We start from the raw sequence: 26545 nt of genomic DNA on the forward strand, positions 1-26545 counted from the left end.
AGATTGAGAAATATGGTATTTCCTACCAACAAGTTTATTCCTGGGTGATAAAGTTTGAGAAGGACGGTAGTCAAGGACTCCTAGATCGCAGAGGTAAAGGGGTAGACAGTAAACCGCCCCTTCCCCCAGAAGAAGAGTTACAGCTCAAGCCCCTAATCAAAAATGGTGTACAGATGTGACTTTCTTACCGTATGGACGAGGTTGTAAAGCTTATTTAAGTGCTATTAAAGACCTTTATGATGGTTCTATCGTGGCTTACCCGATCAGTAAGCATAATGACAATCCTCTTGTCATGGAGAACCTAAGAAAGACTATCAGATGACACGCTCTAGGTCACGAGTTGGTAAATGCATTGACAATGCGCCAATTGAGAGTTTCTTTGGTCACTTTAAGACGGAGTGTTATGACTTGAAGGCTTACAAGACATTTGAGGAATTAGTTTATGATATTGATGACTATATCTATTTTTACAATAACGAACGATTTCAAGAGAAGCACAACGGCCTTGCCCCTCTTGAATTGAGGGACAAGGCCGTTGCTTAATCTTTTATTATTTCATTGTCCACTTGACGGGGAACAGTTCAGTTATCTTGCTTGGTTCTTTTGTTCCAGAAAAGTGAATAATCAATTATCAAAGAGGTTGGGACAAACCAGCAATTTAGGGCACTTAGTTTTTTTATTCTGGGAAGTTTTCGAATCAGTCCAAAGGAAATTCCTTGTTTTTATGCACCTCAGTAGTTTACTATTTTACAGGTTGGATGTAAAGAGCTTCTGCGTGGGAAGATGAAAATTGTGAGTTTTATCTTGAAGCAATCTTTTTAATTACAAATCAATTTCTAATACAATTGGTGTGTGGTCTTGACGGGCACCCGAGTCAATCATATCTGATTTAGTTACCTTGTCTGCTACACGATTGGAAGTTAGCCAGTAGTCAATTCTCCAGCCTGTGTTGTTGATTTTAGAGGTTTTACTGCGCTGTGCCCACCAAGTATAGGCGCTTGGAACATCTCCGTTAAGGTGACGGAAGGTGTCAGTAAAGCCTTTTGCTAATAGATTGGTAAATCCATGACGCTCTTCATCAGTAAAACCTGGTGACTGTCGGTTACTTGCTGGGTTTGCCAAGTCAATTTCTTTATGAGCGACATTGTAGTCACCAGTTGCTAGGACTGGTTTTTGTTTATCAAGCTCTGCTAGGTAGTCTGCGTATTTATCGTCCCAAACTTGACGGTCTTCCAAACGTTTTAGTCCATCACCAGCATTTGGAGTATAAACTTGAGTGACAAAATAGTTGTCAAATTCAAGTGTAATGATACGGCCTTCAGAGTCCATTGTAGTTGGAGCACCGATTTCTGGAAAAGTGATGATGGGATTTAAATCTTGTTTATAAAGAAACATTGTACCAGCATAGCCTTTACGCGCAGGCTCAACTGACGAACGCCAAGCGTTCTTATAATCAGGAAAATAAGTCTCTAGGATTTCCAAGTGCTTTTTAGTTGGGCCAATTGCAGAGAGCTTGGTCTCTTGAATAGCAATAATGTCTGCATTTTCAAAGACTAGGGTATCAAGTACCGCGCGTGAAAGTTCGCTACGTGGAGAAGTACCAGTCAAAGCTGCGTTTAGGGAATCAATATTCCAAGAAATAAGTTTCATTTAAAGGTTCTCTTTCTAGTTTTCTTTTTTATATTTTATCAAAAATGAGCTATCTACGCGACTTTAGGGATTTGAGTTTTTTTGGGAGTGGATGATGGTTTTTTATAAAAGCTATTGTTAAGGAATTTATTAGCAATAAGTTTTACCAATATGAGTAGAGGCCAAGCGTCATTATGCGAGTATAAGCTGGTAAAAATGGTATAACGAAAGAAATCAAAGGAATAGCTATCCGATTTCTGTTAATAAATTCAGGCTAGTTTTGCTGGAATGAAAAATGATTGGAGGACAAATGATGATTGAAAAAGTGGAATGTTTGATTAGTGAAATCAACCGTTTACATTTTGAGTTTTCAAAAGACTATTTTGAAACAGGTAAGGTGGAAAAAATTAATTTAAAACATACCTTTGCCAAAATTCCAACTGAGCCGATTTGATCTTAGATAAGATTGAACGTTTTAAAGACAGAGAAGAAGGTTACTCAGTCAATTCTATTTTAAACAATATTTTTGGCGCACGCATGATTTTAACTTCTGAAGAAATTGGCCAAGTTCTGGAGCGTTTAGATGACTGGCGAGAAGAATATGGTTTGAAAAATTGGTATCTTCGTGATAAAGATGAGTATGTTGGCATTCATGTCTATTTAAAAAATGAGAGCAATTTTTACTATCCATGGGAAGGGATGATAAAGATGAGGAAAAGAATATTACTAGCCATATCAAGTATAAACGAGGTTTTGTGAAGTGATACAATCCCATTTAACTCCTAATTTGAAAATCAAATGCCTGTTTTGAAAAGTATTATACAGGTTGTTGATTTAGTCAAAAATCGTGCAGAAGAAGTTGCCTAGACAAAGAAAAAGGTAAATTCTTTACTTGTATTAGAGATATGATATAATAAAATCAAAGTTATAGGAGGTGCTTCCATGAAAAGGGTATTTCAATCGACGGTTTGGATTTTGTGGGGAGTGATTTTATTGGGAAGTTACTGGATTTACCTTCCGCCTATTAATCCGATGAGTTCAGAATTCTGGTTCTTCATGATTTGGGTTTTGGTGTTGTTGGCAGGTGCTTTCTTCTTGTTAAGTGCTATCAACACAATTTCCGCCGGAAAAAAGGTGTTGCAAAATAACAAGGTTGGTCGCCATGGTGTAGCGCGTGATGTTACCATTGATTTTAAACGTTATCTAAAGCCTTTGGGATTTTCTTTAACATTAGCGACGATCATTTTTCTTTTGATGACAGTTCTAAGTTTCTTTAACTCACGCATTTTTAGGGCAAAAAGCTACGCTAATATCATTACGGTGACTGAAAAAGATTTTATCGAAGATTTTCCAGAAACGGATATTACCAAATTAGCCCTGCTTGACCGTTCATCTGCCGAGAAAATTGGAGATACTTACTTAGGAACTATTGATAAAGTGTCTCAATTTGGTATTTCAGATGATTATCGTCAGATTACAATCGGTGAGCAACCCTATCGTGTGTCTCCGCTTGAATATAAAAGTTTTTGGAAATGGCTGAGCAATCATAATGAGGGTATCGGTTATTATGTCAAAGTTAATCAAACAACAGGTAAGGCGGAGTTGGCAAAACTTGATCAGGGAATGAAGTATTCTGACTCTGAATATTTCTTTAATGACACAATGCGTCACTTGCGCTTGCGCTATCCATTTACGATTTTCGGAGATCCGTCTTTTGAAGTTGATGATGAAGGAAATCCTTATTATGTAGCCACTATTTATGAGCCCAAATTCATGCTTAGTGCAAACGATCCAAAAGGTGTTGTGCTACTAAATGCCGTAACAGGTGAAACCAAGGAATATGGATTGGCAGATATCCCTAATTGGGTTGACCGTGTCTTTTCGGCTAATAATGTGATTACACGCATCGATGACTATTATACTTACCAAAAAGGTTTTTGGAATACGGTATTTAGCCAGACTGGAGTGAAAGAAACAACAGATATTTACAATTACATTAGTATTGGTAGTGACATCTATCTTTACACAGGAATTACCTCAGCAACAGCTGATTCTTCAAATCTAGGATTTATCTTAGTTAATATGCGCACACGTGAGATTGTTAACTATAAACTTGCTTCAGCTACAGAGTCAGCAGCGCAAGAGTCCGCAGAAGGTGAGGTTCAGGAAAAGAATTACAGTGCGACAGCTCCTTCTTTAGTAAAGTTAAATGGCAAAGCTTTTTATCTAGTATCACTAAAAGATGATGCTGGGCTTGTGAAATCCTATGCCCTTGTCGATGCTGAAGATTATCAACAAGTAACCGTTAATAATGATATTGCCAGTCTTATCGCTCAATTTACAGATGCTGATACAGGAGTTCTATCAGGTGTTGGAACAAACGGTAGCACCACTAAGAAAAGTAGTATTTCAGGGATGGTAGAAGCTTTGGCGGTTCAGACTATTAACGGAACCACTATTTACTATCTACAATCTGGCGAAACCATTTATAAGGTTAAAGCAAGTACAAGTACACCAGATAATCTACCATTTATCAAAGTTGGCGATCAGTTTGCAGGAGAACTTAGTAAAGATAATTATCTCACTAATCTTACTTTAAAACCAACTGAATAATAGAGAATCTAGAAAACAGTAAAAGGCATTGAGTGGCGTGATGATAACAAACGCTCATTTAATGCCTTTTTAGACTATTCATATTTAAAAGAAGGACTGAGAGTTGAATTTTTCTTGCTTCTTTATTTTTTTAGCTAACATGGTAACAAACTGCATTTTGAGGCGAGTTCCATTTTCATCAGTTTTATGCAATTCCCCAAGGTTTTCATTGTATTTGATTAATTCCCAATCTTGGTAGTAATGGCGAAGCTCATTTTCTTTAAAAGTAAATGAAAAAGGCATTGGACAGGGATGTTTTTGGGTATCCATAGCACAGACAATAAGATTATAACCTCCAACTTTAGTATGGGCCTGCATATCGAAGATAATTTCAGGCACAGCTTGACGGTCTAAGAACATGAAGACAACTGTTGAAATGATGGCATCATAGATGTCAGTAAGGTTAGCTTCGTTAATATCATACCAATCAATCTTGGATGGAATATCTTCTTCAATAGCCATATTTTCTAGCATAACAAGGCTTTGTCCATTTGCATCTACAGAGGTGACATCATGACCGAGCATGCTAAGATAAAGCGAGTTACGTCCTTGACCAGAGCCTAAATCAAGAATTTTTGAGTTAGTGGCAAATAGCGGAGCTGCTTCAATGACTTCTGAGTGTGTTCTAGTCCATCCATGTTTTTTTGACAAGTAGTCTTCGGGCTTGCAGTAAAAATCTAAACGGAATTCCAAGTCATCACTTGCAGCAGCAACTTTATGCCAGGCTTGTGGTTCAACAAAGGGGATTTCAGAGTCTGAAGTGAATACATGTTCAGCTAAAATCTGTTCCTTCTCATCCATCTCGAAAAAGCAGAGCGCTCCTTTTAGAACGGTTAGTTTACCATAAGTTCCAATTTTTGTATTATGGCGTACTTTGATGGTGTCAGGCATGGTTTCAGCAGTCCAAATGGGATTGCTTTTGTAGCACATTAGTTGTTCATAAGTTACTCTCATAGTGACCTCTCTAGAGTTATTTCGTCCATTATATCATATTGGAAAGTTTAAACTGTAATATAATTACGATTAACTAATCATTGATATAAATACATTAAAATTGTCATATTATATAAATTAATAATTTTGAAGGAAGAGACTATCAAGATGAAAGTATTTATTCAAGAATTTCATAAAGAGCAAATTATTTCAGCCATCCAGCGCTTAGTTGCTTTTCCGTCCGTATGCCATGAAGGTGAGAATGGAACGCCGTTTGGTCAGGCGATATCTGATGTACTGACAGATACTTTAACCCTTTGTAGCGAATTAGGGTTTAAAACTTATAGAGACCCAGACGGTTATTACGGCTACGCTGAGATTGGGGAAGGTAGCGACTTACTAGCTATTCTTTGTCACTTGGATGTTGTTCCAGAGGGAGATTTGAGTAAATGGGACAGCAATCCTTTTGAAGCTGTTATCAGAGATGGTAATCTCTATGGTCGTGGTGTTCAAGATGATAAAGGCCCGTCAATGGCGGCACTCTTTGCGGTCAAAGCTCTGATGGACAGTGGTGAAAAATTGACGAAACGGATTCGTTTTATCTTTGGGACAGATGAAGAGACCTTGTGGCGTTGTCTTCGTTCTTTTACTGAGAAAGAAGAGCAGGCTACGATGGGCTTTGCTCCAGATGCAACATTCCCAGTCATTTATGCTGAAAAAGGGCTCTTACAAGCTCGTCTCCTTGGATCAGGTAGCAAAAACCTGTCTCTCGAAGCTGGTGAGGCTTACAACGTTGTTCCAGCTAAGGCAACCTATCAAGGTCACTTAACATCTGATTTAGTTCCAATTCTGACTTCTCTTGGCTTTGCTTTTGAGGAAAAAGCTGACGCTGTTACCGTTTTTGGCCTTGCCAAGCATACGAAGGATGCTCCTCTTGGTATCAATGCTATTGTGAGATTAGCCAAAGGCTTGACAGAATTAGTTAAGCATCCCGCATTAGACTTTATCGTTAAGGGAGTTGAGGAAGACGCAACAGGTGCTCAACTACTTGGTAAAATCTGGGATGAAGAATCAGGTCATTTGTCCTTTAATATAGCTGCCTTAACCATTAACAATGAGTTTTCTGAAATTCGCTTAGATTTACGGATTCCAGTTCTTGCTGACGTTGAGCAATTAGTGGCGGAGTTGAAAGAAGTAGCAAGTGACTACGGTCTAACCTATGTTGAACACGATTATTTAGATCCGCTTTATGTCCCTCAAGATAACGAATTGGTGAGCACCCTCATGTCTGTTTATCAAGATAAGACAGGAGACATGACCCCAGCCAAAGCATCAGGAGGTGCAACCTTTGCCCGTACCATGCCAAATTGTGTTGCCTTTGGCGCGTGTTTCCCAGACTCAGACAAGACCGAACACCAAGAAAATGAACATATAGCTTTATCAGATATCTACAAGGCCATGGACATCTACGCAGAAGCAGTATATCGTTTGGCTTGTGAGTAACAATTAACGCTCCCAATTTGGGAGTTTTTTTTAACTTAAAAAAATGGTATAATACCAATTGATTAGAAACTATAAAAAATTTTTATAGCTAGTCCAAAAATCAGGTTTCATTAGCCTTGAAAGGATTTAGAAAATGACAGAAAACAACTCATTTTACATTACCACACCGATTTATTATCCGTCTGGAAAGTTGCATATCGGTTCAGCCTACACGACCATCGCCTGTGATGTTTTAGCACGTTACAAACGTATGATGAACTACGATGCTTTTTATCTCACTGGACTTGATGAGCATGGACAAAAAATTCAGCAAAAAGCAGAAGAAGCAGGTATCACGCCACAAGCTTATGTAGACGGTATGGCTGTTGGTGTTAAAGAACTTTGGAAATCATTGGATATTTCTTACGATAAATTTATTCGCACGACAGATGATTATCATGAGACTGTAGTTGCTGCTGTTTTTGAAAAATTGCTGGCGCAGGGTGATATTTATCTTGGTGAGTACTCAGGTTGGTATTCTGTATCGGACGAGGAATTTTTCACCGAAAGCCAGTTAGCAGAAGTCTGTCGTGATGAAAATGGAAATGTCATCGGTGGTGTAGCCCCATCTGGTCATGAGGTGGAGTTGGTTTCTGAAGAATCTTATTTCTTCAAACTCAGCAAGTACCAAAAACATTTAGAAGCTTTCTTTAAAGCTCATCCAGATTTTATCAGCCCAAATTCTCGCATGAATGAAATGTTGAAAAACTTCATCGAGCCTGGTTTGGAAGATTTAGCAGTGTCACGTACAACCTTTACTTGGGGAGTTCAAGTTCCATCCAATCCAAAACACGTGGTTTACGTTTGGATTGATGCTCTCTTGAACTATGCGACAGCTCTTGGTTACGGTCAGACGGATTCAGCTAACTTTGATAAATTCTGGTTGGGTCAAACAGTCACCAAATCTTGGACAGATGAAGCTGGTAAGACCTGGGAGTTTACCGTTAATCCTGAAGTTAACCACATGGTTGGCAAAGATATCTTGCGTTTCCACAGCATCTACTGGCCAATTATCCTCATGGCGCTTGACTTGCCATTGCCAAATCGTCTGATTGCCCATGGTTGGTTTGTCATGCAAGATGGGAAAATGTCTAAGTCCAAAGGCAATGTGGTTTACCCAGAAATGTTGGTAGAGCGTTTTGGGCTTGATCCACTTCGCTATTACCTCATGCGTTCATTGCCAGTCGGTTCTGATGGTACTTTCACACCAGAAGACTACGTAGGTCGTATCAACTATGAATTAGCCAATGACCTTGGAAATCTCCTCAACCGTACGGTTGCCATGATTAACAAATATTTTGGTGGTGCCATTCCAGCCTTTGCACAGTCAACTGAATTCGATGCTGATTTGGCAGCAGTTGTTGCTGAAAACTTAGCAGCCTACCATAAAAACATGGATGCGGTTGACTACCCACGAGCACTAGAAGCTGTTTGGAACATTATTGCTCGTACCAACAAGTACATTGATGAAACAGCTCCGTGGGTACTCGCAAAAGAAGATGGAGACAAAGAGCAGTTAGCTGCTGTTATGGCTCACTTAGCAGCTAGTCTGCGCGTGGTGGCTCACCTCATTCAACCATTTATGATGGAAACCTCAAATACCATCATGGAACAACTTGGACTAGGTAGTGAGTTTGACCTTGAAAACCTTGAATTGTCTGGTCTACCAACAGGTGTGACAGTCGTTGCTAAAGGAACACCAATCTTCCCGCGTCTTGACATGGAAGAAGAAATTGCTTATATCAAAGAACAAATGGCAGCAGGCAAACCAGCTGTTGAAAAAGAATGGAACCCAGAAGAAGTCGAATTGAAATTATCTAAGGATGAGGTTAAATTTGAAACCTTCGATGCAGTAGAAATCCGTGTCGCAGAAGTTAAGGAAGTCTCAAAAGTAGAAGGTTCTGATAAACTTCTCTGCTTCCGCTTAGACGCAGGCGATGGAGAAGACCGCCAAATCCTGTCAGGCATTGCCAAATTCTATCCAAATGAACAAGAATTGGTCGGCAAAAAACTTCAAATCGTTGCCAACCTCAAACCACGCAAAATGATGAAAAAATACATCAGCCAAGGCATGATTCTCTCAGCAGAACATGATGGTAAGTTAACAGTCTTAACAGTTGATCCAAGTGTTCCAAATGGAAGCGTGATTGGGTAGAAAGTACATTGAAAACAGCCTCAATTGCGAGGCTGTTTTTTATCTGTTCAATATATGGGCAATAGTAGATAAATTAGGATTGTTTTAAGTCTTGGATGAGAGGTCTTGTCTGCCAACGCATATTGGGTAAGATAACATGGTGACAAGCCGATAATGGCAGGAAGTAATTTCTTAAAAAGTGTTATAACATCCATAAAATTCTTTCCTTAAAACACACGATAAACATAAGGATTATCAGGTTGGTTGACCTGTTTTTCGTTTTCGATTTGGAGGACTGGAAGGTTTTGTTCTAGTTGTTGGTTGTATTCTAATTTTAGATGACCTGTGACAGTTATCCAAGTATTGTCTTGATAAGTTTGTGTTCCCCCTGCGGTCAAAAGACCATAGACGCCTGAGTCTGCAATACAGTGGATAATGCCAAATCGGAACAGAAATTGATGTCCTTCATGTTCAGGTTCATTGTAGACAAAACCTGTAAAGCGAATGCTTTTTCCAAGAAAATCATCAGGATAGAGATAAATGAGCTCCATCACTTCCATGTAATTTTCGGTTGTAATCTCTACTAGGTTGTGTTTAGTGTATTTCGTCAGAGCTTTCTGCATTTCCTTTTGGTAGCTGGTCGCGGTGAAATAGAGGCTGGTATCTGGTTTGAGATACTGGATATCAGAGCCTTCTTGCTCGGCAACTTCAGGGTCCGAACCAGCGGCCAAGGGGAAGTTATAGCCCTTGGCAGATACAGTAGTTGCGTCGAGGGTTACTGTAGGGACAAGCAGGGCAACGAAGATGGGAAACATCAAAATGATCGGACTGGTTAGCACCGCTATTTTCCCAGACAAATGGCTGTGCACCTTAAGGTTTTTCACCCAAATCACCAGTTGAACGATAGCAAGAATTAGCGAGAGCACCATAGAAATATAGGCCAGATAAGTGTAATGAATATTGATATATTGGTCAAGTTTTCCAGATAAGTAAAGATACATGGACATCTCAAAATACCCAGCTAAAATCAAAAATCGAATCATTACATCACCCCCAATACTAAGCAATAAATCATGACCATCAGACTAGATGTACCGACAAAAAAGAAAATAAATGACGGTTTAAAGGATTTAGCCATCATAAGTAGGTTTTTAATATCCACCATTGGACCAATTAGTAAAAAAGCCATGACAGGTGCAATTCCAAAACTTGAAAGGAGCGAAGCACCGATAAAGGCATCCGCTTCGCTACACAGAGATAGGATAAAGGCCATGAGCATCAGAAGCAGAATTCCTAAAAGGGGTGTCGTACTGATGGAAGTCAAAATCCTTGTTGGTAAGTAAATCTGCATGGCAGAAGCAACCAAAGTACCAAAGATTAAGTAACGTCCGACATCGAAAAATTCATCAATGGCATGTGCCAAAGCGTAAAATAATTTTTGCCAGAGAGTCTTATCTGAATAATCGTGGAAATGGTTAGGCTGCGCAGTTAGTTTTAGAATATTATCATCAACCACAAAACCTAGTAGTAATCCTAAAACAAGGGCAATGAGGATAGCTCCAAAGAGACGTAAGAATACAAAGCGCCAGCTATTTCCAAAAGCAGAATAAGTGGCAAAAAGCACAACGGGATTGATGATGGGAGCAGTTGCTAAAAAGGGTACTGCTGTGTAGCTCGGCACTTGTTTTTCCAAAAAACGGTTGATAATAGGGACAATTCCACACTCACAGGACGGAAAAATAAATCCAATCAAGGAACCAAAAATGATACGCAAGACTTTATTTTTGGGAAGAAACCGTTCAACGACCGTATGTGTGACAAAGACTTCGATAAAACCTGAAAGAATGGCGCCAATTAAAACAAAAGGCAGAGCTTCTATAATAATTGAAAGAAAAATTGCCATCCACTGTAAGACGTGATTAGGTAAAAAATCTAGCATTAGTCACCTTTTTCCTTAGAGAGTAGGGCAACTATAAGTCCTAGTAGCATTCCGATACTAGGTCCATAACTCAATCCGAGTAAAGGCTTTCCAAACATTTCTCCGAAAATTAATCCGATACTAGTACCCAAACTAAGTCCTAATGAAATCCCTATTGCCAGTTGATTATCAGTGTTCTTATTTTTGTTCGTTGCCATTTGATGTTCCTTTCCATTTTTCATAGGCATACCCAGCTAATCCTATAATCAAAACGACAATGACAAATCGTTGCCAACCTTGTTGGAGAAAACTAGCCACAAAAGCAGTAATAAGACCTACGACGATATAAAAAAATGTATCACGTTTATTTTTTGTCATGTGCCTCTTCCTTTTTTATTAACTCTGGAAAAGTAACGTTTTCAAGGTCAGGGAGTTTTGCGAATGATTCAAGGACTTTTTCTAATTCATCTTGTTTTTTATAGGTTAATGCCATGAGAGGCCTCCTTTATTTTTTTCTATCATTATACCATATTCTAAACTTTAATTTTTTAATAAAAATTGACTAGGTAATTTAGTTTTTTTCTTGACATATCATGTTTTTAGTTATATAGTTAGTTATATAAGCAACTAACCATATAACCGAGAAAGGAGGAAACAATGAAGTTCAACTATGATAGCGATGTATCCCTATTTCAGCAAGTAGCTCAGCAGTTAGAGGAATCCATTTTTCAAGGAATTTATGCTGAGGGAGAGCAGGTTCCGTCTACGACAGAAATTTCAGCAGCCTATCAAATCAATCCAGCAACGGTTCTAAAAGGGATGAATCTTTTAGTTGCGGAAGGCATTCTTGAGAAACGTCGAGGTATGGGAACTTTTGTGACAAGCGGTGCGCTAGCCATTTTACAGAAAAAAAGAAAGACGTACTTTAGTGAACGACAGGTCCAGGAGCTGGTTCACATGGCTAAGGGACTTAGTTTGGAAAAAGCAGAGCTACTAAAACTCATTGAGGAGGTATATGATCAATGACATTAAAGGTTTCAAATTTGTCAAAACGTTTCGGCAGGAAAGAGGTCGTATCTGGAGTTTCATTCGAGTTAAAGGAAAAGACGATTTACGGTTTTCTAGGTAGAAACGGTGCTGGTAAAACAACAACTTTAAAAATGATTGCTAATCAACTCACGGAAACTTCTGGACAGATTTCTCTTGATGGCATTGATCCTAGAAAAGATAGTCTGCAGCAGAAACGTATTTACCTCGTGTCAACTGAACATTGGCTACCTGCCAATTGGTCTATGGCAAAACAGCTCAAATGGCTAAACAAGTTTGATGATAAGTTTGACGGTGAATTTGCGGAGGAGTTGATTCAGTTATTTGGTTTAGATTCATCAAAGAAAATAATCAAACTTTCAACAGGTTACCAATTCGTGGCAAAACTTATCGCTGCCTTGTCCGTGTCAGCTGATTATGTCCTGTTAGATGAACCAGTTCTAGGACTTGATGCAGCCCAACGTAAAAAAGTAAATCAAGCTCTGCTATTAGCCTACAACAAACGCCCCAGAACGTTTGTTGTCTCAAGTCATTTAATTGAGGAAATTGCCCCACTGTTGGAAGAGGTGATTATCATTGACAAGGGGACAATCAAGGTTCAGGATGCTGTTGAACACCTGCTTACAAAAGGTTATACTTTGACGGGACCTAAGCATTTGGTCACAGAATTGTCGCTTGGAAAGACAATCCTTGAGACGAGCACTCTTGGAAAAACCAAACAGGTAGTGATTTTGGGAAATCGACCTCCTCAACTTCCTTCAGAGGTTGAGATGACATCTCTCAATTTGCAAGATTACTTGATTTATCTGACACAGGAGGTCTAGGATGTTTAAAAAGCTATATTTTTATCAATTAAAACCTTTATGCTATTTTTTGCCGGTGATGTTGGGGAGTTTGTTTATCCATAGAGGGATTATCAATGTTAATGCAGGTCAAGCTCACTATACGATTCATCCCCTGATGTATGTAATCAGTTTTGTGTTTGGAATGACAGGAGTAGCGGTTATGTTTCGTCAGTTTGCTCAGATTGGTGTTAGTCGAAAGGATTTTTACTTGAGCTTGGTAGCAAGACAGCTGACTTTTGCGCTGATCTATTTCTTATTATTAGCCTTTTTAATACCGGTTATTGATAAAACGTATCCCGATAATGTTCTGTTGTCTCTTGTTACTACAGATGGCAAGCTGTCTCAACTTGAACTTGTGAGAGGTTACCTTTCTATTTTATTAGCCCATTTGATTTTTGGGATTTTGGGTGTCCACCTTGCCCTCTTATTTAATAAGGTAACCGCTAATGGACGTGGCTTGCTTCTCGGAGGTATTATTGTGCTGGTTTGGACTTTTAGTGTTTTTTGGGATATGGGAGCTGGAGAGTATTTGGCATGGTTGTTAGAGACAGCTTTGCAAGTTACTCAATTAGGACTGCTTGTCATTCTTTTAGCTCTGCTTTGGTTTAGTATTTATAAACATAATAGTAAAGAGTATTATAAATAGGATTTGAGAGTGGGGAGGTCATTATTTCGATGTCTTGACTTCCTGTACTCTCTGTATTTTAAACTCTGGCTGAGACTGTCCAGTGGATGTTTTAGGGGACGCTTAAAATGAAGAAATGTCCAGTTGCAGACCTACAATCAAGCATGTGGTCAAAGGGTCAGTGTTATAAAAAATAGAAGGTTGGGGTACTTTTTCCCAGCCTCTTTATGCTATAATAAGTTAGAAAAGGAGCTGGATTCGTGAGAAAATTAAAAGTGCTTGTGGTATCTGTATTGCTTGTTATGTTTATGGTTGCTTGTCAACATAAGTCCCAAAAATCATTAAATAAACCAGATAAGTATACAATTACATATTCAAATCTTCTTGATAAAAAAACACAAAATGATGTTGCGAAGTCTTTAAGTAAATTATTACCAGCAGAAGATATCAACCTCTTTTTTGAACAAGTCAATTTTTATAATCAACATATCCCTACAGACAGTTTAGTCCAATCTGATTACGGTACTTCAAAAAGCTTAATACCTATCTATGATATAGGAGCTATCAGTGATAAATGGTCGAACCACTTTCCCTTGTTTCCTGGTTATAATTGCCGCTTAACAACCTTTCAACTAGTTAAATCCATGATTAAATTATCACCAACCCTTCCAGCTGATGATAGTTTGCTTTTTATTGATAAGGAAGCTCTAGTGGATGCGCCAGCAATTTACCAAGTTAAACCTGAGGAACAGGAGAATTTTAAGATTCTTTTTAGTGCTGTAGCAACGGAAAATATTAACGATACAAAAATTCATTTGGAAAAGGTCCAAGAATACTGGAAACAACAAGGTGTCACTTTTGCTAAATCTAATGTGACTATGGTGTCCGTCTGGTTTCATGATCAATTAGATGGAGTAGCGACAAAATTATTTATTGGTCATGTAGGAATGCTTTTTCCCTCAGAGGGGGGGTACTTATTTATTGAAAAGATATCCTTTGAAGAACCTTATCAGGTGTTGAAATTTGCTGACAAGAAAGCGTTGCATGATTATCTGATGGCAAAGTATGATACGGATACATCTGGAAGTACAAAGCCATTCATTATGGAGAATGACAGGGACTTTATCGGCTAATCAATCAGAATTTAATGTTAAATTCAACTGTTATTAGACAATTTATTAAAAAAGCAAAGAGGAAGCAAAGATGAAATTAGCTTTGTTGGGAACAGGTATGATTGTTAAAGAAGTCTTACCGGTTTTACAAGAAATTGATGGGATAGAATTAGTGGCGATTATGTCAACACAACGTTCGATTGCTACGGCAGAAGACTTAGCTCAGCAATATGATATAGCACAGGCAACTAGCATTTATGACGACATTTTAGCCAATCCTATTGTGGATACTGTTTATGTTGGCACGCCAAATCACACTCATTATGACTATGCACGCCAGGCTCTATTGGCAGGTAAACACGTGATTTGTGAGAAACCATTTACCCTTACATTGGCAGAATTTGAGGATTTAATGGTCATAGCAGAGCAGAGAAAGCTAATATTGCTTGAAGCGATTACTAATCAGTATTTAGGGAATTTTCACTATATCAGAGAAAATTTGAAGCAGTTGGGCAAGCTTAAAATTGTGGAATGTAATTACTCTCAATACAGTTCACGTTACGATGCCTTTAAACGTGGTGAAATTGCGCCAGCTTTTAACCCAGAGATGGGTGGCGGTGCTTTGCGTGACTTGAATATCTATAATATTCACTTGGTAGTCGGCTTATTTGGAGCTCCGCAATCAGTCCAATACCTTGCCAATATGGAACGGGGAGTGGATACCTCTGGGATATTAATTATGGATTATGGCAATTTTAAGGCAGTGGCTATTGGTGCAAAAGATTGCTCTGCTGAAATAAAATCAACACTTCAAGGTGATAAGGGATCAATTGCAATTTTAGGCCCAACAAATACGATGCCTAAAATAAGTCTGACATTGAATGGGGAAAAATCTCAACTCAAAAATGCCAATACCCCACATCACCGCATGTATGCAGAGTTTGTAGCATTTGAACATATTATTAGGGAAAATGATCTTGCTGCACGTGATGTGGCCCTGGAACATAGTCGTCTCGTGATGACAGTCTTAGAGCAGGCGGTTGAAAGTATGAACTCCAAAGTAAGTGAGATTTAAACCCTAAAAAGGGAATTGATATTGATAGTTAATATCAACAAGGAGATTTTAATGAAAAAGAAAATGTACAAAGCTAAGAAACGTTGGGTAGTTGCAGGTGTAGCTGCAGCTACTTTTCTGACGCCTTCAACGCTTGCCCAAGCAGAGGAGCAGGTTTCAGTTTCTCAAACGTCTGCAGTCGTTGCCACAGAAACCTCTGAGACCACAACTGCTCCGTCAGAAACACAGGCTCCTGTTGAAGTACCCAGTACCTCTACGATTGACTCTGCTTCACAAGTCGCTGACTTGCCGGTGACCGAAGCGGTGACTTCGTCTCCTGAAGTCAGTGAGGCATCAAGAGTACTGACGCCAGAACCTAAAGAAGAAGCAAGGACAGCATCCCGTGTGACTGTTCCTCAGGTTGACACAAAGCTAACAGAAGATGTCTCCAAAGCGAAAAACTCAGAAGCTCCCGTGACAGATTCAACGGTCCAAAAGCCTCTGACAGTCACTCAAGGGACAGAAAGTATGACCTTGACCTACACGGAAGAGATTCCAGCAGAGAGTGACCTCCAAGTAGCAGTCTGGTCTCAAGCGGGTGATCAGGATGATCTCATCTGGTATTCTCTGCCAAAAGGTCAAGCCACTGTTCCTTATAATAACCATTGGGAATATGGGCTCTATCACCTCCATGCCTATTTCCGTCAAAAAACGACAGGCAAGATGAGCTTTGTCACCTCAGAAAGCATTACCCTCACCCCTCCAAAACTGGATACCCAGATTAAAGCGACCAGTGAAACGAGTTATGAGGTGACCATTTCAAATGTGCCGAGCTACTTCCATAAACTCTATGTGCCGATTTGGTCATCCGTTCATGATCAGGATGATCTCATCTGGTATGAGGGGCAAAAGCAGAGCGATGGACGCTATAAGGTGTCTGTTGATATAGATAACCACAACTCTTCGACAGGCCTTTACTATCTTCATTATTATGAAGGGAAACCTAACGGTAAGAAAGTTTATGTTGGTCAAGCTAGCTACGCTCAACCTGTTCCTAAAGCCCCAACCTTAAGTGTGAGCCCACGCACTGATCGTCAGTTTGAGGTGACAATTAGTAATGTTCCAGCCAAGTATACCAGTGTGGTCTTACCAACTTGGACATCTCAGAAGGACCAAGATGACCTCAAGTGGTATCGTGCCCAGAAACATTCAGACGGAACGTACCGAGTGACAGTGAACCTTGACCAGCATCACTTTGAGACAGAGGGTTACCAACTTCACCTGTACGGTGAGGTAGGAGAAAAGAAAACCTTCCTAGCCAAGGCAAGTTATAGCCATCCGAAGACAGCTGTTGACACAACAGTTGTTGGGGTTAAGGAGGACCAATTTGCCGTTACGGTAAGAAATGTGCCCAGTTACATTGATCAGATTCGGATTCCAACATGGAGTGATCAGAATGGTCAAGATGATATCAGATGGTACATCGCTCAAAAAGCAGGAGATGGGAGCTATCGGTTAACGGTAAATATCAAGGACCACCAATATGCCAGTGGACTTTACCACATTCACGTTTATGGGAACGCCGGTAAGGAAGAGAACATCTTCCTAAATGCCAATAAGACCTATAACGTCGCTACACCGAAGGCAGAAACGACTGTTGAATCAGTCACAGCAACGAGCTTTAAGGTGACCGTAAAGAATGTGCCAAGTTACCTGTCAACGGTTATCTTACCCACTTGGTCAGCTCAGAGAGACCAAGATGATCTCAAGTGGTATCAGGCACAAAAACAAGCCGATGGTAGCTATAGCTTAACGGTAAACATCAAAGACCATCAGTATGATACCGGTGTGTATCACATCCATAGTTATGGTCGGACTAGAGATGGGAAGTTGATTTTCCTAGATGGTGATAAGGTAACGGTTAAGGCCTTGCCAAAACCAACAGCGACCTTAGCCATTGAAAATGTGAACAAGGAGAAGGGGACCTTTGAGGTTGTCGTTTCTGACTTGAAGTCAGTAGGAGGCGTTTCCTTAGTCCAATTACCGACCTGGTCAGAAGCTGGAGGTCAAGATGACATCGTGTGGTACACAGCCGCAAGGCAGGCGGATGGGAATTATCGTTTGACAGTTAGAGCGAGTGATCACAAGTACACAAGTGGTAAGTATCATGTGCATTTGTATGTGACTAATGACGGTGGTAAACGGGAGTTTGTAGCTAATGAGGTAGTAGATGGTATTGTGGCACCTAAGCCTAAGGTGATTTACAATGGATTATATTATAGTATCCAAGGTAAGTATGACAATATTATAATTGCTAATAAAAAATATTCAGTAAGTAGTCAATATGCACCTGGCGAAAATCCAACTGCTAAGGCGGCTTTTATCAACTTAACGAATAAAATGAGAAGTTTAGGATTTGATATTAGCCATTCCTATAGTGGGTACCGTAGCTATAGCACTCAGCAATCATTGTATTGGAATTACGTCTCTCTGTACGGTCAAGCAGAAGCTGATCGTTTTTCAGCAAGGGCAGGACACAGTGAGCATCAACTTGGGCTAGCCTTTGATGTTTTAGGTGGGAATAGTAGTCTATTAGCTCAACCCAATGCAGTTTCTTGGTTGGCAAACCATGCTCATGAATATGGATTTGTCGTACGTTATAAGCAAGGAAAAGAACATATAACAGGCTATATGCCAGAGGCATGGCATATTCGTTTTGTTGGACGTGAAGCCACGGACATTTATCATTCTGGTAAGTCTTTAGAAGAATATTATGGTTTTGAGGGTGGCGATTATAGGAACTAGTCTAGAGTCATCTGATTTGAGTGTATTATCATTCAATCCTACTCAGACTAAATTAATATCTGACTGGATAGTGTGTAGATGGTTAAAAGCATTTAAAAATTGCTTTATATTGGCTGTGAAGTAAACTTAGTTTGGTTTATCGGTGAGCAGGCATGGATAAATCAGTATTCTATAATTTTCAAAGGTGCTAGGGGACTTTTTTGTCAGCTTTGCTTCCTTATTCTCTGTCTGGTTACTTTTGAATTTTTAAGAATGATTATGTTATAATGAAAAGGTAAATGAAAGAAAAGAAGGAAAACTGATGTCAAACTACGCCATTATTTTAGCAGCGGGTAAAGGGACTCGCATGAAATCCGATCTGCCAAAAGTGTTACATAAAGTGTCTGGTATCACAATGCTTGAACATGTATTTCGTGCGGTTTCTGCTCTTAATCCAGAGAAAACTGTAACGATCATTGGGCATAAAGCAGAGCTAGTGAGGGAAGTACTCTCTGGCAAATCCTCATTTGCTCTTCAAACAGAGCAACTAGGAACAGGTCATGCCGTTATGATGGCTGAAGAAGAGTTAGCAAGGCTAGCAGGGCAAACCTTGGTTATTGCGGGTGATACGCCCCTTATCACAGGTGAGAGCTTGAAAAATCTGATTGATTTCCATGTCAATCATAAAAATGTCGCAACAATTTTAACCGCAACAGCGGATGATCCATTTGGATATGGTCGTATTATCCGTAACCAACATGGTGAAGTGACTAAGATTGTTGAACAAAAAGATGCGACAGAGTTTGAACAACAAGTTAAAGAAATCAATACTGGAACGTATGTTTTTGATAACAAGCGTCTCTTTGAAGCACTAAAAAATATTAATACAAACAACGCACAAGGAGAATATTACTTAACAGATGTGATTTCTATTTTCCGTGAAAATGGTGAAAAGGTAGGAGCATATGTTCTTCGTGATTTCAACGAGAGCCTAGGTGTCAATGACCGTGTTGCACTTGCCACAGCAGAAAGTGTTATGCGCAATCGTATTAACAAAGCTCACATGGTAAACGGAGTATCTTTCCAAAATCCTGAAGCAACCTATATCGAAGTGGACGTTGTCATCGAACCAGATGTGGTGATTGAGGCTAATGTGACCCTAAAAGGTCAAACGAAGATTGGTTCAGAGAGCTTTTTGACAAATGGAACTTGTATCGTAGACTCTAACATTGGTCAAAGAGTAGTCGTTACTAACTCTACGATTAAAGAGTCAACAGTAGCAGATGGTGTAACGGTAGGACCTTATGCCCATATTCGTCCAGAATCAGTATTAGCTGAAAATGTTCATATTGGTAATTTTGTAGAGGTTAAAGGCTCTACGATTGGAGAAAATAGCAAAGCAGGACACCTTACATACATTGGTAACGCTGAAGTTGGTACAGAAGTGAATTTTGGTGCAGGCACCATTCTTGCTAATTATGATGGAAAAAATAAATTTAAGACGACTATCGGAGATAATGTTTTTGTTGGAAGCAACTCAACCATTATTGCGCCATTGACTATTGGAAATAGGGCGGTAACAGCTGCCGGTTCAACCGTAACTAAAGACGTCCCAGAGGATTCAATTGCTATCGGACGTGGTCGTCAGGAGAATAAAGATGGATATGCGAAACATTTCCCATATCACCCAAGTAAAAGATAATCGTTAACAAAAGTGATAGCATTTGAAAGTTAATTTTTCAAAGCTATCGCTTTTTTTTTTGGCTTGGAGGAAAATAAGAAATTGAAAAATTTTAAAATACGGAGGCTGGTACAAAAAGATTTTTAGTTTAGAAAATCTATACCAATAAATCTACTTTTCTAATAAAATGTACATAAAAACGAACAAAGATGCTCTTTAAATATATAAGAGATAACCTTTGTTCGTTTTTTGTTTTATTGTTCAGAGTTTTGTCCCACCCTCTTTGAAAGTGCTTGTTTTTTTAGCTAGGCAGTACTTAAACTGGTTTATTTAATTACTATTTTAACATTGAATAGCAATTCTAAACGATTTGTAGTAAAATAAGTCAAGGAAATCAAGAGGTAGATAACATGGATTTTGAAGAAAAAACATTGAAACGAGATATCAAATTTGAAGGTCATATTTTTACGGTGGCAGTTGATGATGTTGAATTACCAAATAATCTTGGCCAAGCCAAAAGGGAATTAATTTTTCACAAAGGGGCGGTAGCTATTTTGGCAGTGACTCCAGACGATAAAATCATTATTGTCAAGCAATACCGTAAGGCCATTGAAAAAATTTCCTATGAGATTCCTGCTGGAAAATTAGAGGTTGGAGAACACGGTTCTGAAACAGAAGCTGCCTTACGGGAACTTGAAGAAGAAACTGGCTATACAGCTGCGCTCAACTTATTGTATGAGTTTTATACAGCTATTGGTTTTTGCAATGAAAAAATCAGACTTTACATGGCGACTGATCTTGTTAAAGTACCAAATCCCCGTCCCAAAGATGATGATGAGGTTCTTGAAATAGTTGAACTAGGTCTGGATGAGTGTCTAGAATTGATAAAAACAGGTGATATTTGTGATGCCAAAACAATTATGGCGCTGCAGTATTTTGCTTTAACAGTTGGAGGGAAATAGTCATGAGCCAACCGCTTTTGACAGATGAAATTATTGAACGTTACAATCATGGTGAAGATTTAGAAGAGCTACTTTATGAGCATGAATTAAAAACTGGTCAAACCATAAGGATTGAAGAAATTGATATTGATCGAATCATAAAAAGCAGACGTATTGAGAATGCAAAAAAAAATCAATTTCGTCGGAAACTTAATATGATTCTAGCAATTATTTTAGTATTGCTATGTCTGTTAGCATATGCTATTTTTAACTGGTAATACTCATTCAAAATCAAAATTAAAGTTTTAAGTCCTCATACCATTGATGAGCTATATAGTGGAGAATAAAATATTTCTTTCCCCATATGGCGATTTTTATTGGTGAAACCATCTGGTGGTGGCTGACAGCCCAGGGAGAGACTATCAAAATATGTTACTGAGAGATAGGAGAACGACAAAATCCTAAATTTAGAGATGAGAGAACTCAGAGTTTATTCTTGATAAGGACAAACTTTTGGAAGGATTACAGAAATTGAGAATCAATGCCGTAGTCGTGCCCTCGCAAGAATGATTAGGTTGGCCTCCGTTGAGTAGTTGATAAGTACAGCCAAACATCTTTTGCGATACTTAGGTTTAAATCTATTAATGAAGGTTTTGTTGCTGATATTAGCAGTTTTATCCCCCAGACTTTCTGAGTGTCCGCACTTTTAAGAAAAAACAAAAAACTAATTTTTGATTTTGGCTTAATACAAAATTTATAGAAAGGATTGTTTGGTTAGAATCTCTAATTGAACAGGAGCTGAAAATATTAAAAATGATTTTCTAAGGTGTTGTTTTGTTGGGAAATCTCTTTTATAATTTTGGAGGCTATCTTAAACTAAAAGATGAAAATTGGAATTATTGCTGCTATGGAAGAAGAATTACGAACTCTTATTCCACATTTAAAAAATGCAAAAGAAAGTAAAGTACTTGGAAAAAACTATTATACTGGCAAAATTGCTCAACATGAAGTAGTACTGGTTCAATCAGGAATCGGAAAAGTCATGTCAGCGATGAGTGTAGCCATCCTTGCAGACCATTTTAATGTTGATGCCATTATCAATACTGGTTCTGCAGGAGCGGTTTCAGATGGGCTTATGATTGGTGATGTTGTTGTGGCAGATAAGCTTGCTTACCATGATGTTGATGTTACTGCTTTTGGTTATTCATACGGACAAATGGCTGGACAACCTTTATATTTTGAAAGTGATAGTCACTTAGTTTTCATATTCCAAAAAGCACTACACGAAAAACAATTATCAAGTCACATAGGGCTTATCACTACTGGAGATAGTTTTATTGCAAGTCAAGAAAAACTCAATGGGATTAAGGCAAATTTTCCAGAAGTTCTAGCGGTTGAAATGGAAGGAGCAGCCATTGCTCAAGCAGCGCAGAATATTGGGAAACCTTTTGTTGTGGTAAGAGCGATGAGCGACAGTGCTAATCATGATGCCAATATTAGTTTTGATGAGTTTATCATTGAAGCGGGAGAAAAATCAGCTCAGATTCTTCTAACTTTTTTACAATTATTATAAAGACGTGACTATAATGTGACAGAAATAAAAAAACTTACGATAATATCCTTAAAAATGGGGAAAATAAAGACAATTTATGTTTTTTTATGTTATAATAGCGTAAGGTGGTAAAATAGCAAAAATTACCAGCAAGAACAGTAAGAATGGGAGTCAAGTGAATGGCTAGAAGTGGCTTTTTTACAGGTCTAGATATTGGAACAAGTACGATTAAGGTACTAGTCGCTGAATTTATCGGTGGCGAAATGAATGTTATTGGAGTAAGCAAGGTTAAAAGCGTAGGTGTCAAAGACGGTATTATCGTTGATATTGACGTAGCAGCTGGAGCCATTAAAACTGCTGTTGAACAAGCTGAAGAAAAGGCTGGAGTAAGCATTGATAAAGTAAATGTGGCTTTGCCAGCTAATCACTTGCAGATTGAATCAACCCAAGGCATGATTCCAGTACCAAGTGAAACAAAAGAGATTCGTGATGAAGACGTTGATAGCGTTGTTAAGTCGGCTCTTACAAAGAGTGTGACTCCAGAACGTGAAGTTATTACCCTAATTCCTGAGGAATTTATTATTGATGGATTCCAAGGTATTAAAGATCCTCGTGGAATGATGGGAATTCGTCTAGAGATGCGTGGTATTCTCTACACAGGTCCAAGTACGATTCTTCACAATTTGCGTAAAGCAGTTGAAAAAGCAGGCATTGCTCTTGAAAATATCGTGATTTCTCCGCTTGCTATGGCACAAACAGTATTAAATGAAGGTGAGCGTGAGTTTGGTGCTACTGTAATTGATATGGGAGGTGGTCAAACAACGGTTGCTTCTATGCGTAATCAGGAATTACAGTACACTAATATTTATGCTGAAGGTGGAGACTATGTTACTAAAGATATTTCAAAAGTTTTGAAAACCTCTCGTGATATTGCAGAAGCTTTGAAATTTAATTTTGGCAATGCAGACGTTGACGCATCAAGTACAACAGAAACCGTTCAAGTTGATGTTGTTGGTGAGACCTCGCCAATTGATGTCAGTGAGCGTTACTTATCTGAGATTATTTCTGCGCGTGTTCGCCACATCTTAGAACGTGTAAAACAAGATTTAGACCGTGGGCGAGTACTTGATATGCCAGGTGGTGTAGTATTATCTGGTGGTGGAGCAATTTTACCCGGTGTTGTTGAACTAGCAGAGAAGATTTTTAGAACTACTGTTAAACTTTATATTCCAAATCAAGTTGGTATTCGTAATCCAATGTTTGCTAACGTTATCAGTCTTGTGGAATATGTAGGTAACATGACAGAGGTTGAAGCAATTGCACAAAATGCAGTTCATAATGAGGAACTTTTGAGACGTAAACCAATTGACATGACGACAACTTACACAGTTGCTCCTGTGCAGCCGGTAACGCCACAGTCTCATATGTCTACTGAGACTCGAGTTGTAGAGCCACCGGTTCCTACAGAAGAGAAAATCAATGACAAACCAAAGTTCGGTGATCGTATGCGTAATATTTTTGGTTCTATGTTTGACTAATTATTAAAGTGAGGAATAAAATGGTATTTTCATTTGATGCAGCGTCTGTAACTGGCGCAATCATTAAAGTAATCGGTGTTGGTGGCGGTGGTGGTAATGCCATTAACCGTATGATTGATGAAGGAGTAGCGGGTGTTGAGTTTATTGCTGCCAACACTGATATCCAAGCACTCAGCTCATCAAAAGCTGAAACAGTTATTCAGTTAGGTCCTAAATTAACTCGTGGACTTGGTGCTGGAGGCCAGCCAGAAGTTGGGCGTAAAGCGGCTGAAGAAAGTGAGGAAGTTTTAACAGAGGCACTTTCTGGAGCAGATATGGTCTTTATTACTGCTGGTATGGGTGGTGGTTCTGGTACAGGAGCTGCTCCAGTTATTGCACGTATTGCAAAAGGACTTGGTGCATTGACAGTAGCAGTTGTAACTCGTCCGTTTGGTTTCGAAGGAAATAAACGTGGTAACTTTGCCGTTGAGGGAATTCAAGAGTTACGTGAGCATGTTGATACGCTGTTGATTATTTCAAATAATAATCTTCTTGAGATTGTTGATAAGAAAACTCCTCTTATGGAAGCTCTTAGCGAAGCAGACAATGTTCTCCGACAAGGTGTTCAAGGGATTACAGATCTTATTACAAGCCCAGGGCTTATTAACCTTGACTTTGCCGATGTTAAAACGGTCATGGCAAATAAAGGCAACGCCCTTATGGGAATTGGTATCGGTTCTGGTGAAGAGCGTATTGTTGAGGCTGCTCGTAAGGCTATTTATTCTCCGCTCCTTGAAACTACAATTGATGGTGCTCAAGATGTCATTGTTAACGTGACTGGTGGTCTTGATATGACTCTTACAGAAGCAGAAGAGGCATCAGAGATTGTTAGTCAAGCGGCTGGCAGCAATGTTAATATTTGGTTAGGGACCTCAATTGATCCAGATATGCGCGATGAAATTAGAGTAACTGTTGTAGCAACAGGTGTTGGTCAAGAGAAAACTCAACGTGTGATTGGAGGATTTGCTCAAAATCAACAATCTCAACGTACTTTTAGCCAACCTGTGACTTCATCCACGACTTATCGTCAAGTTCCTGCTCAATTTGACATGGCAGAGCCGTCAGATATGCCAACTATGGCAAAAGAAAATTCACCTACTCAAACCTCTTCACAAAGTCCATTTGGTGATTGGAATCTTCGTCGTGATCCTATTGCACGACCAACAGAAGGTGAGTTAGATAGTCAATTATCTGTAACAAGTTTCAAAGATAGCTTTGAAGGTGATGATGAATTGGAAACACCTCCATTCTTTAAAAATCGTTAAATATGACAATAAAGAGTCAAACAGATAAAGTTTTTGGAGTAGTTAATCATGCTTGCCATAAGATTGGTCGTTCACCAGAGTCTGTATCTGTGATTGCAGTGACAAAATATGTTGATCATAAAGTGGCTAGCCAGCTTGTTGAAGCTGGCGTTCGCCATATTGGAGAAAATCGTGTTGATCAATTTTTGGAAAAATATGAGGCCCTAAAGGCTAATGATAATGAACTGACCTGGCATCTCATAGGTAGTCTACAACGGAGAAAAGTGAAAGATGTTATCAATTTAGTTGACTATTTTCATGCGCTTGATTCGATTAAACTAGCACAAGAAATTCAAAAACGAGCTCAACATAAAATAAAGTGTTTCTTACAGGTTAATATTTCTGGTGAAACAACCAAACATGGTTTTTCAATAGAGGAATTAGAAGACGCGTTACCTGAATTAGAGCAATGTGATCATATTGAAATTGTAGGTTTGATGACGATGGCACCTTTTGGAGCTAACGAGACAACATTAGTGAATATTTTTAGACAAACAAAACTATTACAGGAAACGCTAAGAGATAGAAGGATAAAGAATATGCCAATGACTGAACTTAGTATGGGGATGTCAAGTGACTATCAACTTGCTATTCAAGAAGGTGCTACATTTGTGCGCGTTGGAACGGCATTCTTTAACTAAATAGGAGGATATATGGGACTGAAGGATAAAATTAATAGTTTCATTTCTTATTTTGATACTGATGAAGTATCTGATACAGAAGAAGTTGAGACTTCTGAATATCAAGAAACAGCTAGACCAGTAGCACCCGTGCAACCAGTACCTTACCGTCAGGAATCGCAACGGGTAACAGCAAAAGAACAAATACATTTGAAAGCTGTTACCGAAAGTGGACCTAGTTTAGCTCAACAACGAGAACATATGGCTCAGAATGCTCCGATTTCTGAAAAATCTAAAATTGCGATTAAATACCCAAGACAGTATGAAGATGCTCCAGAAATTGTTAATCTTTTGATTGAGAATGAGAGTGTCTTGATTGATTTTCAATATATGTTAGATGCGCCTGCACGCCGTTGTCTTGATTTTCTTAGTGGAGCGAGCTCTGTTCTTTTTGGAAATTTGCAAAAAGTTAGTTCTTCCATGTATCTTTTAACTCCAGCAAATGTTGTTGTCGATATTGAAGATCTTGGCTTGTCAGAACGTGGTCAACATAACGAAGCATCTAGTTTTGATTATGATATGAAGAGACGTTAAA

The 26545-nt window shown here is 38.9% G+C and carries 24 protein-coding genes and 3 pseudogenes; 20 read left to right on the forward strand and 7 right to left on the reverse strand.

Translation table 11 applies throughout. From position 1 onward, the window contains the following. Positions 1–543, forward strand: a pseudogene (locus ACFPQ3_RS05915) (IS3 family transposase); the annotation flags it as partial. Between the two features lie 279 nt (positions 544–822). On the opposite strand, the gene ACFPQ3_RS05920 reads toward ACFPQ3_RS05915, so the two are convergent. Continuing rightward, a complete protein-coding gene (locus tag ACFPQ3_RS05920; RefSeq protein ID WP_156805376.1) occupies positions 823–1650 on the reverse strand; it encodes an exodeoxyribonuclease III in 828 nt (275 codons plus the stop codon). A 292-nt stretch (positions 1651–1942) separates the two neighbouring features. On the opposite strand from ACFPQ3_RS05920, the pseudogene ACFPQ3_RS05925 reads away from it, so the two are divergent. Together ACFPQ3_RS05925 and ACFPQ3_RS05930 are read left to right on the forward strand one after the other, a co-directional pair. Continuing rightward, positions 1943–2393: pseudogene (locus ACFPQ3_RS05925) on the forward strand (GTP pyrophosphokinase). Between the two features lie 178 nt (positions 2394–2571). Next, the gene (locus ACFPQ3_RS05930) at positions 2572–4242 is read left to right on the forward strand and encodes a hypothetical protein (RefSeq protein ID WP_156805375.1); all 1671 of its coding nucleotides are present in this window, start codon (positions 2572–2574) and stop codon (positions 4240–4242) included. An 84-nt stretch (positions 4243–4326) separates the two neighbouring features. Here the strand turns inward: ACFPQ3_RS05930 and tehB are convergent, their stop codons facing one another. Further along, positions 4327–5235, reverse strand: a complete 909-nt coding sequence (gene tehB / locus ACFPQ3_RS05935) for an SAM-dependent methyltransferase TehB (protein WP_156805374.1) — start codon at positions 5233–5235, stop codon at positions 4327–4329. A 147-nt stretch (positions 5236–5382) separates the two neighbouring features. On the opposite strand from tehB, the gene ACFPQ3_RS05940 reads away from it, so the two are divergent. Next, positions 5383–6717 (forward strand): M20 family metallopeptidase, encoded by a 1335-nt coding sequence (locus ACFPQ3_RS05940; protein WP_156805373.1) that lies wholly within the window; start codon positions 5383–5385, stop codon positions 6715–6717. A gap of 133 nt (positions 6718–6850) precedes the next feature. Further along, positions 6851–8911: a methionine--tRNA ligase gene (gene metG / locus ACFPQ3_RS05945; RefSeq protein ID WP_156805372.1), complete on the forward strand. Its 2061-nt coding sequence runs from the start codon at positions 6851–6853 to the stop codon at positions 8909–8911. Positions 8912–9117: 206 nt separating this feature from the next. Here metG and ACFPQ3_RS05950 read toward each other — a convergent pair whose 3' ends face one another. Genes ACFPQ3_RS05950 through ACFPQ3_RS05970 form a run of 5 tightly spaced genes read right to left on the reverse strand, consistent with a single transcriptional unit; the run spans position 9118 to position 11301 of the window. Further along, positions 9118–9933, reverse strand: coding sequence for a TIGR03943 family putative permease subunit (locus ACFPQ3_RS05950; protein ID WP_156805371.1), 816 nt, complete (start codon positions 9931–9933; stop codon positions 9118–9120). Beyond that, the gene (locus tag ACFPQ3_RS05955; RefSeq protein ID WP_156805370.1) at positions 9933–10829 is read right to left on the reverse strand and encodes a permease; all 897 of its coding nucleotides are present in this window, start codon (positions 10827–10829) and stop codon (positions 9933–9935) included. The genes ACFPQ3_RS05950 and ACFPQ3_RS05955 overlap by 1 nt, the downstream gene beginning before the upstream one ends. Beyond that, positions 10829–11026, reverse strand: a complete 198-nt coding sequence (locus tag ACFPQ3_RS05960; protein ID WP_156805369.1) for a hypothetical protein — start codon at positions 11024–11026, stop codon at positions 10829–10831. The genes ACFPQ3_RS05955 and ACFPQ3_RS05960 overlap by 1 nt, the downstream gene beginning before the upstream one ends. After that, on the reverse strand, positions 11007–11186 hold the full coding sequence (locus ACFPQ3_RS05965; RefSeq protein WP_156805368.1) for a hypothetical protein: 180 nt from the start codon (positions 11184–11186) through the stop codon (positions 11007–11009). The genes ACFPQ3_RS05960 and ACFPQ3_RS05965 overlap by 20 nt, the downstream gene beginning before the upstream one ends. Beyond that, positions 11173–11301 (reverse strand): SPJ_0845 family protein, encoded by a 129-nt coding sequence (locus ACFPQ3_RS05970; protein ID WP_269747706.1) that lies wholly within the window; start codon positions 11299–11301, stop codon positions 11173–11175. The genes ACFPQ3_RS05965 and ACFPQ3_RS05970 overlap by 14 nt, the downstream gene beginning before the upstream one ends. Before the next feature lie 164 nt (positions 11302–11465). Here ACFPQ3_RS05970 and ACFPQ3_RS05975 point away from each other — a divergent pair, with 164 nt between their 5' ends. The 15 genes and pseudogenes from ACFPQ3_RS05975 (at position 11466) to ACFPQ3_RS06045 (ending at position 26544) form a co-directional block, all read left to right on the forward strand. After that, positions 11466–11834: a GntR family transcriptional regulator gene (locus ACFPQ3_RS05975; RefSeq protein WP_156805367.1), complete on the forward strand. Its 369-nt coding sequence runs from the start codon at positions 11466–11468 to the stop codon at positions 11832–11834. Then, positions 11831–12679 (forward strand): ABC transporter ATP-binding protein, encoded by an 849-nt coding sequence (locus ACFPQ3_RS05980; RefSeq protein ID WP_156805366.1) that lies wholly within the window; start codon positions 11831–11833, stop codon positions 12677–12679. The genes ACFPQ3_RS05975 and ACFPQ3_RS05980 overlap by 4 nt, the downstream gene beginning before the upstream one ends. Before the next feature lies 1 nt (position 12680). Next, positions 12681–13346, forward strand: a complete 666-nt coding sequence (locus tag ACFPQ3_RS05985; protein WP_156805365.1) for a hypothetical protein — start codon at positions 12681–12683, stop codon at positions 13344–13346. Between the two features lie 239 nt (positions 13347–13585). Continuing rightward, positions 13586–14458: a DUF4300 family protein gene (locus ACFPQ3_RS05990; protein ID WP_156805364.1), complete on the forward strand. Its 873-nt coding sequence runs from the start codon at positions 13586–13588 to the stop codon at positions 14456–14458. A 70-nt stretch (positions 14459–14528) separates the two neighbouring features. Further along, positions 14529–15512: a Gfo/Idh/MocA family protein gene (locus ACFPQ3_RS05995; protein WP_156805363.1), complete on the forward strand. Its 984-nt coding sequence runs from the start codon at positions 14529–14531 to the stop codon at positions 15510–15512. A gap of 51 nt (positions 15513–15563) precedes the next feature. Beyond that, on the forward strand, positions 15564–18296 hold the full coding sequence (locus tag ACFPQ3_RS06000; protein ID WP_156805362.1) for a GBS Bsp-like repeat-containing protein: 2733 nt from the start codon (positions 15564–15566) through the stop codon (positions 18294–18296). A 301-nt stretch (positions 18297–18597) separates the two neighbouring features. Then, positions 18598–19977: a bifunctional UDP-N-acetylglucosamine diphosphorylase/glucosamine-1-phosphate N-acetyltransferase GlmU gene (gene glmU / locus ACFPQ3_RS06005; RefSeq protein ID WP_156805361.1), complete on the forward strand. Its 1380-nt coding sequence runs from the start codon at positions 18598–18600 to the stop codon at positions 19975–19977. Positions 19978–20366: 389 nt separating this feature from the next. Further along, positions 20367–20918, forward strand: coding sequence for an NUDIX hydrolase (locus ACFPQ3_RS06010; protein WP_156805360.1), 552 nt, complete (start codon positions 20367–20369; stop codon positions 20916–20918). Between the two features lie 2 nt (positions 20919–20920). After that, positions 20921–21175, forward strand: coding sequence for a cell wall synthase accessory phosphoprotein MacP (macP, locus tag ACFPQ3_RS06015; protein WP_156805359.1), 255 nt, complete (start codon positions 20921–20923; stop codon positions 21173–21175). Positions 21176–21780: 605 nt separating this feature from the next. Then, the gene (locus ACFPQ3_RS06020; protein ID WP_156805358.1) at positions 21781–22470 is read left to right on the forward strand and encodes a 5'-methylthioadenosine/adenosylhomocysteine nucleosidase; all 690 of its coding nucleotides are present in this window, start codon (positions 21781–21783) and stop codon (positions 22468–22470) included. Between the two features lie 158 nt (positions 22471–22628). Then, positions 22629–23823, forward strand: a pseudogene (ftsA, locus tag ACFPQ3_RS06025) (cell division protein FtsA); the annotation flags it as partial. Continuing rightward, the gene (locus ACFPQ3_RS06030) at positions 23799–23987 is read left to right on the forward strand and encodes a cell division protein FtsA C-terminal domain-containing protein (protein ID WP_380433848.1); all 189 of its coding nucleotides are present in this window, start codon (positions 23799–23801) and stop codon (positions 23985–23987) included. The pseudogene ftsA and the gene ACFPQ3_RS06030, both read left to right, overlap by 25 nt. A gap of 20 nt (positions 23988–24007) precedes the next feature. Beyond that, positions 24008–25291 carry a cell division protein FtsZ gene (gene ftsZ, locus ACFPQ3_RS06035; RefSeq protein ID WP_156805356.1) on the forward strand — a complete coding sequence of 428 codons (1284 nt, stop codon included), beginning with the start codon at positions 24008–24010 and terminating at the stop codon, positions 25289–25291. Between the two features lie 2 nt (positions 25292–25293). Further along, the gene (locus tag ACFPQ3_RS06040; protein ID WP_156805355.1) at positions 25294–25971 is read left to right on the forward strand and encodes a YggS family pyridoxal phosphate-dependent enzyme; all 678 of its coding nucleotides are present in this window, start codon (positions 25294–25296) and stop codon (positions 25969–25971) included. A 12-nt stretch (positions 25972–25983) separates the two neighbouring features. Next, a complete protein-coding gene (locus ACFPQ3_RS06045) occupies positions 25984–26544 on the forward strand; it encodes a cell division protein SepF (protein ID WP_156805354.1) in 561 nt (186 codons plus the stop codon). The last annotated feature ends 1 nt before the right edge of the window (position 26545 follow it).

It is taken from the genome of Streptococcus caledonicus, assembly GCF_042656225.1.
Taxonomy (GTDB): Bacteria; Bacillota; Bacilli; order Lactobacillales; family Streptococcaceae; genus Streptococcus; species Streptococcus caledonicus.

Bases quoted from the DNA above. Each gene is read 5' to 3' on its own strand.
- ACFPQ3_RS06010 (WP_156805360.1), top strand. From the start codon at position 20,367: ATGGATTTTGAAGAAAAAACATTGAAACGAGATATCAAATTTGAAGGT.
- ACFPQ3_RS06040 (WP_156805355.1), top strand. From the start codon at position 25,294: ATGACAATAAAGAGTCAAACAGATAAAGTTTTTGGAGTAGTTAATCAT.
- ftsZ (WP_156805356.1), top strand. From the start codon at position 24,008: ATGGTATTTTCATTTGATGCAGCGTCTGTAACTGGCGCAATCATTAAA.
- ACFPQ3_RS05950 (WP_156805371.1), bottom strand. From the start codon at position 9,933: ATGATTCGATTTTTGATTTTAGCTGGGTATTTTGAGATGTCCATGTAT.
- ACFPQ3_RS05985 (WP_156805365.1), top strand. From the start codon at position 12,681: ATGTTTAAAAAGCTATATTTTTATCAATTAAAACCTTTATGCTATTTT.
- ACFPQ3_RS05980 (WP_156805366.1), top strand. From the start codon at position 11,831: ATGACATTAAAGGTTTCAAATTTGTCAAAACGTTTCGGCAGGAAAGAG.
- ACFPQ3_RS05955 (WP_156805370.1), bottom strand. From the start codon at position 10,829: ATGCTAGATTTTTTACCTAATCACGTCTTACAGTGGATGGCAATTTTT.
- macP (WP_156805359.1), top strand. From the start codon at position 20,921: ATGAGCCAACCGCTTTTGACAGATGAAATTATTGAACGTTACAATCAT.
- ACFPQ3_RS05920 (WP_156805376.1), bottom strand. From the start codon at position 1,650: ATGAAACTTATTTCTTGGAATATTGATTCCCTAAACGCAGCTTTGACT.
- ACFPQ3_RS05970 (WP_269747706.1), bottom strand. From the start codon at position 11,301: ATGGCATTAACCTATAAAAAACAAGATGAATTAGAAAAAGTCCTTGAA.
- glmU (WP_156805361.1), top strand. From the start codon at position 18,598: ATGTCAAACTACGCCATTATTTTAGCAGCGGGTAAAGGGACTCGCATG.
- ACFPQ3_RS05965 (WP_156805368.1), bottom strand. From the start codon at position 11,186: ATGACAAAAAATAAACGTGATACATTTTTTTATATCGTCGTAGGTCTT.
- metG (WP_156805372.1), top strand. From the start codon at position 6,851: ATGACAGAAAACAACTCATTTTACATTACCACACCGATTTATTATCCG.
- ACFPQ3_RS06045 (WP_156805354.1), top strand. From the start codon at position 25,984: ATGGGACTGAAGGATAAAATTAATAGTTTCATTTCTTATTTTGATACT.
- ACFPQ3_RS05930 (WP_156805375.1), top strand. From the start codon at position 2,572: ATGAAAAGGGTATTTCAATCGACGGTTTGGATTTTGTGGGGAGTGATT.
- ACFPQ3_RS05960 (WP_156805369.1), bottom strand. From the start codon at position 11,026: ATGGCAACGAACAAAAATAAGAACACTGATAATCAACTGGCAATAGGG.
- ACFPQ3_RS05995 (WP_156805363.1), top strand. From the start codon at position 14,529: ATGAAATTAGCTTTGTTGGGAACAGGTATGATTGTTAAAGAAGTCTTA.
- ACFPQ3_RS05975 (WP_156805367.1), top strand. From the start codon at position 11,466: ATGAAGTTCAACTATGATAGCGATGTATCCCTATTTCAGCAAGTAGCT.
- ACFPQ3_RS05940 (WP_156805373.1), top strand. From the start codon at position 5,383: ATGAAAGTATTTATTCAAGAATTTCATAAAGAGCAAATTATTTCAGCC.
- tehB (WP_156805374.1), bottom strand. From the start codon at position 5,235: ATGAGAGTAACTTATGAACAACTAATGTGCTACAAAAGCAATCCCATT.
- ACFPQ3_RS06000 (WP_156805362.1), top strand. From the start codon at position 15,564: ATGAAAAAGAAAATGTACAAAGCTAAGAAACGTTGGGTAGTTGCAGGT.
- ACFPQ3_RS06020 (WP_156805358.1), top strand. From the start codon at position 21,781: ATGAAAATTGGAATTATTGCTGCTATGGAAGAAGAATTACGAACTCTT.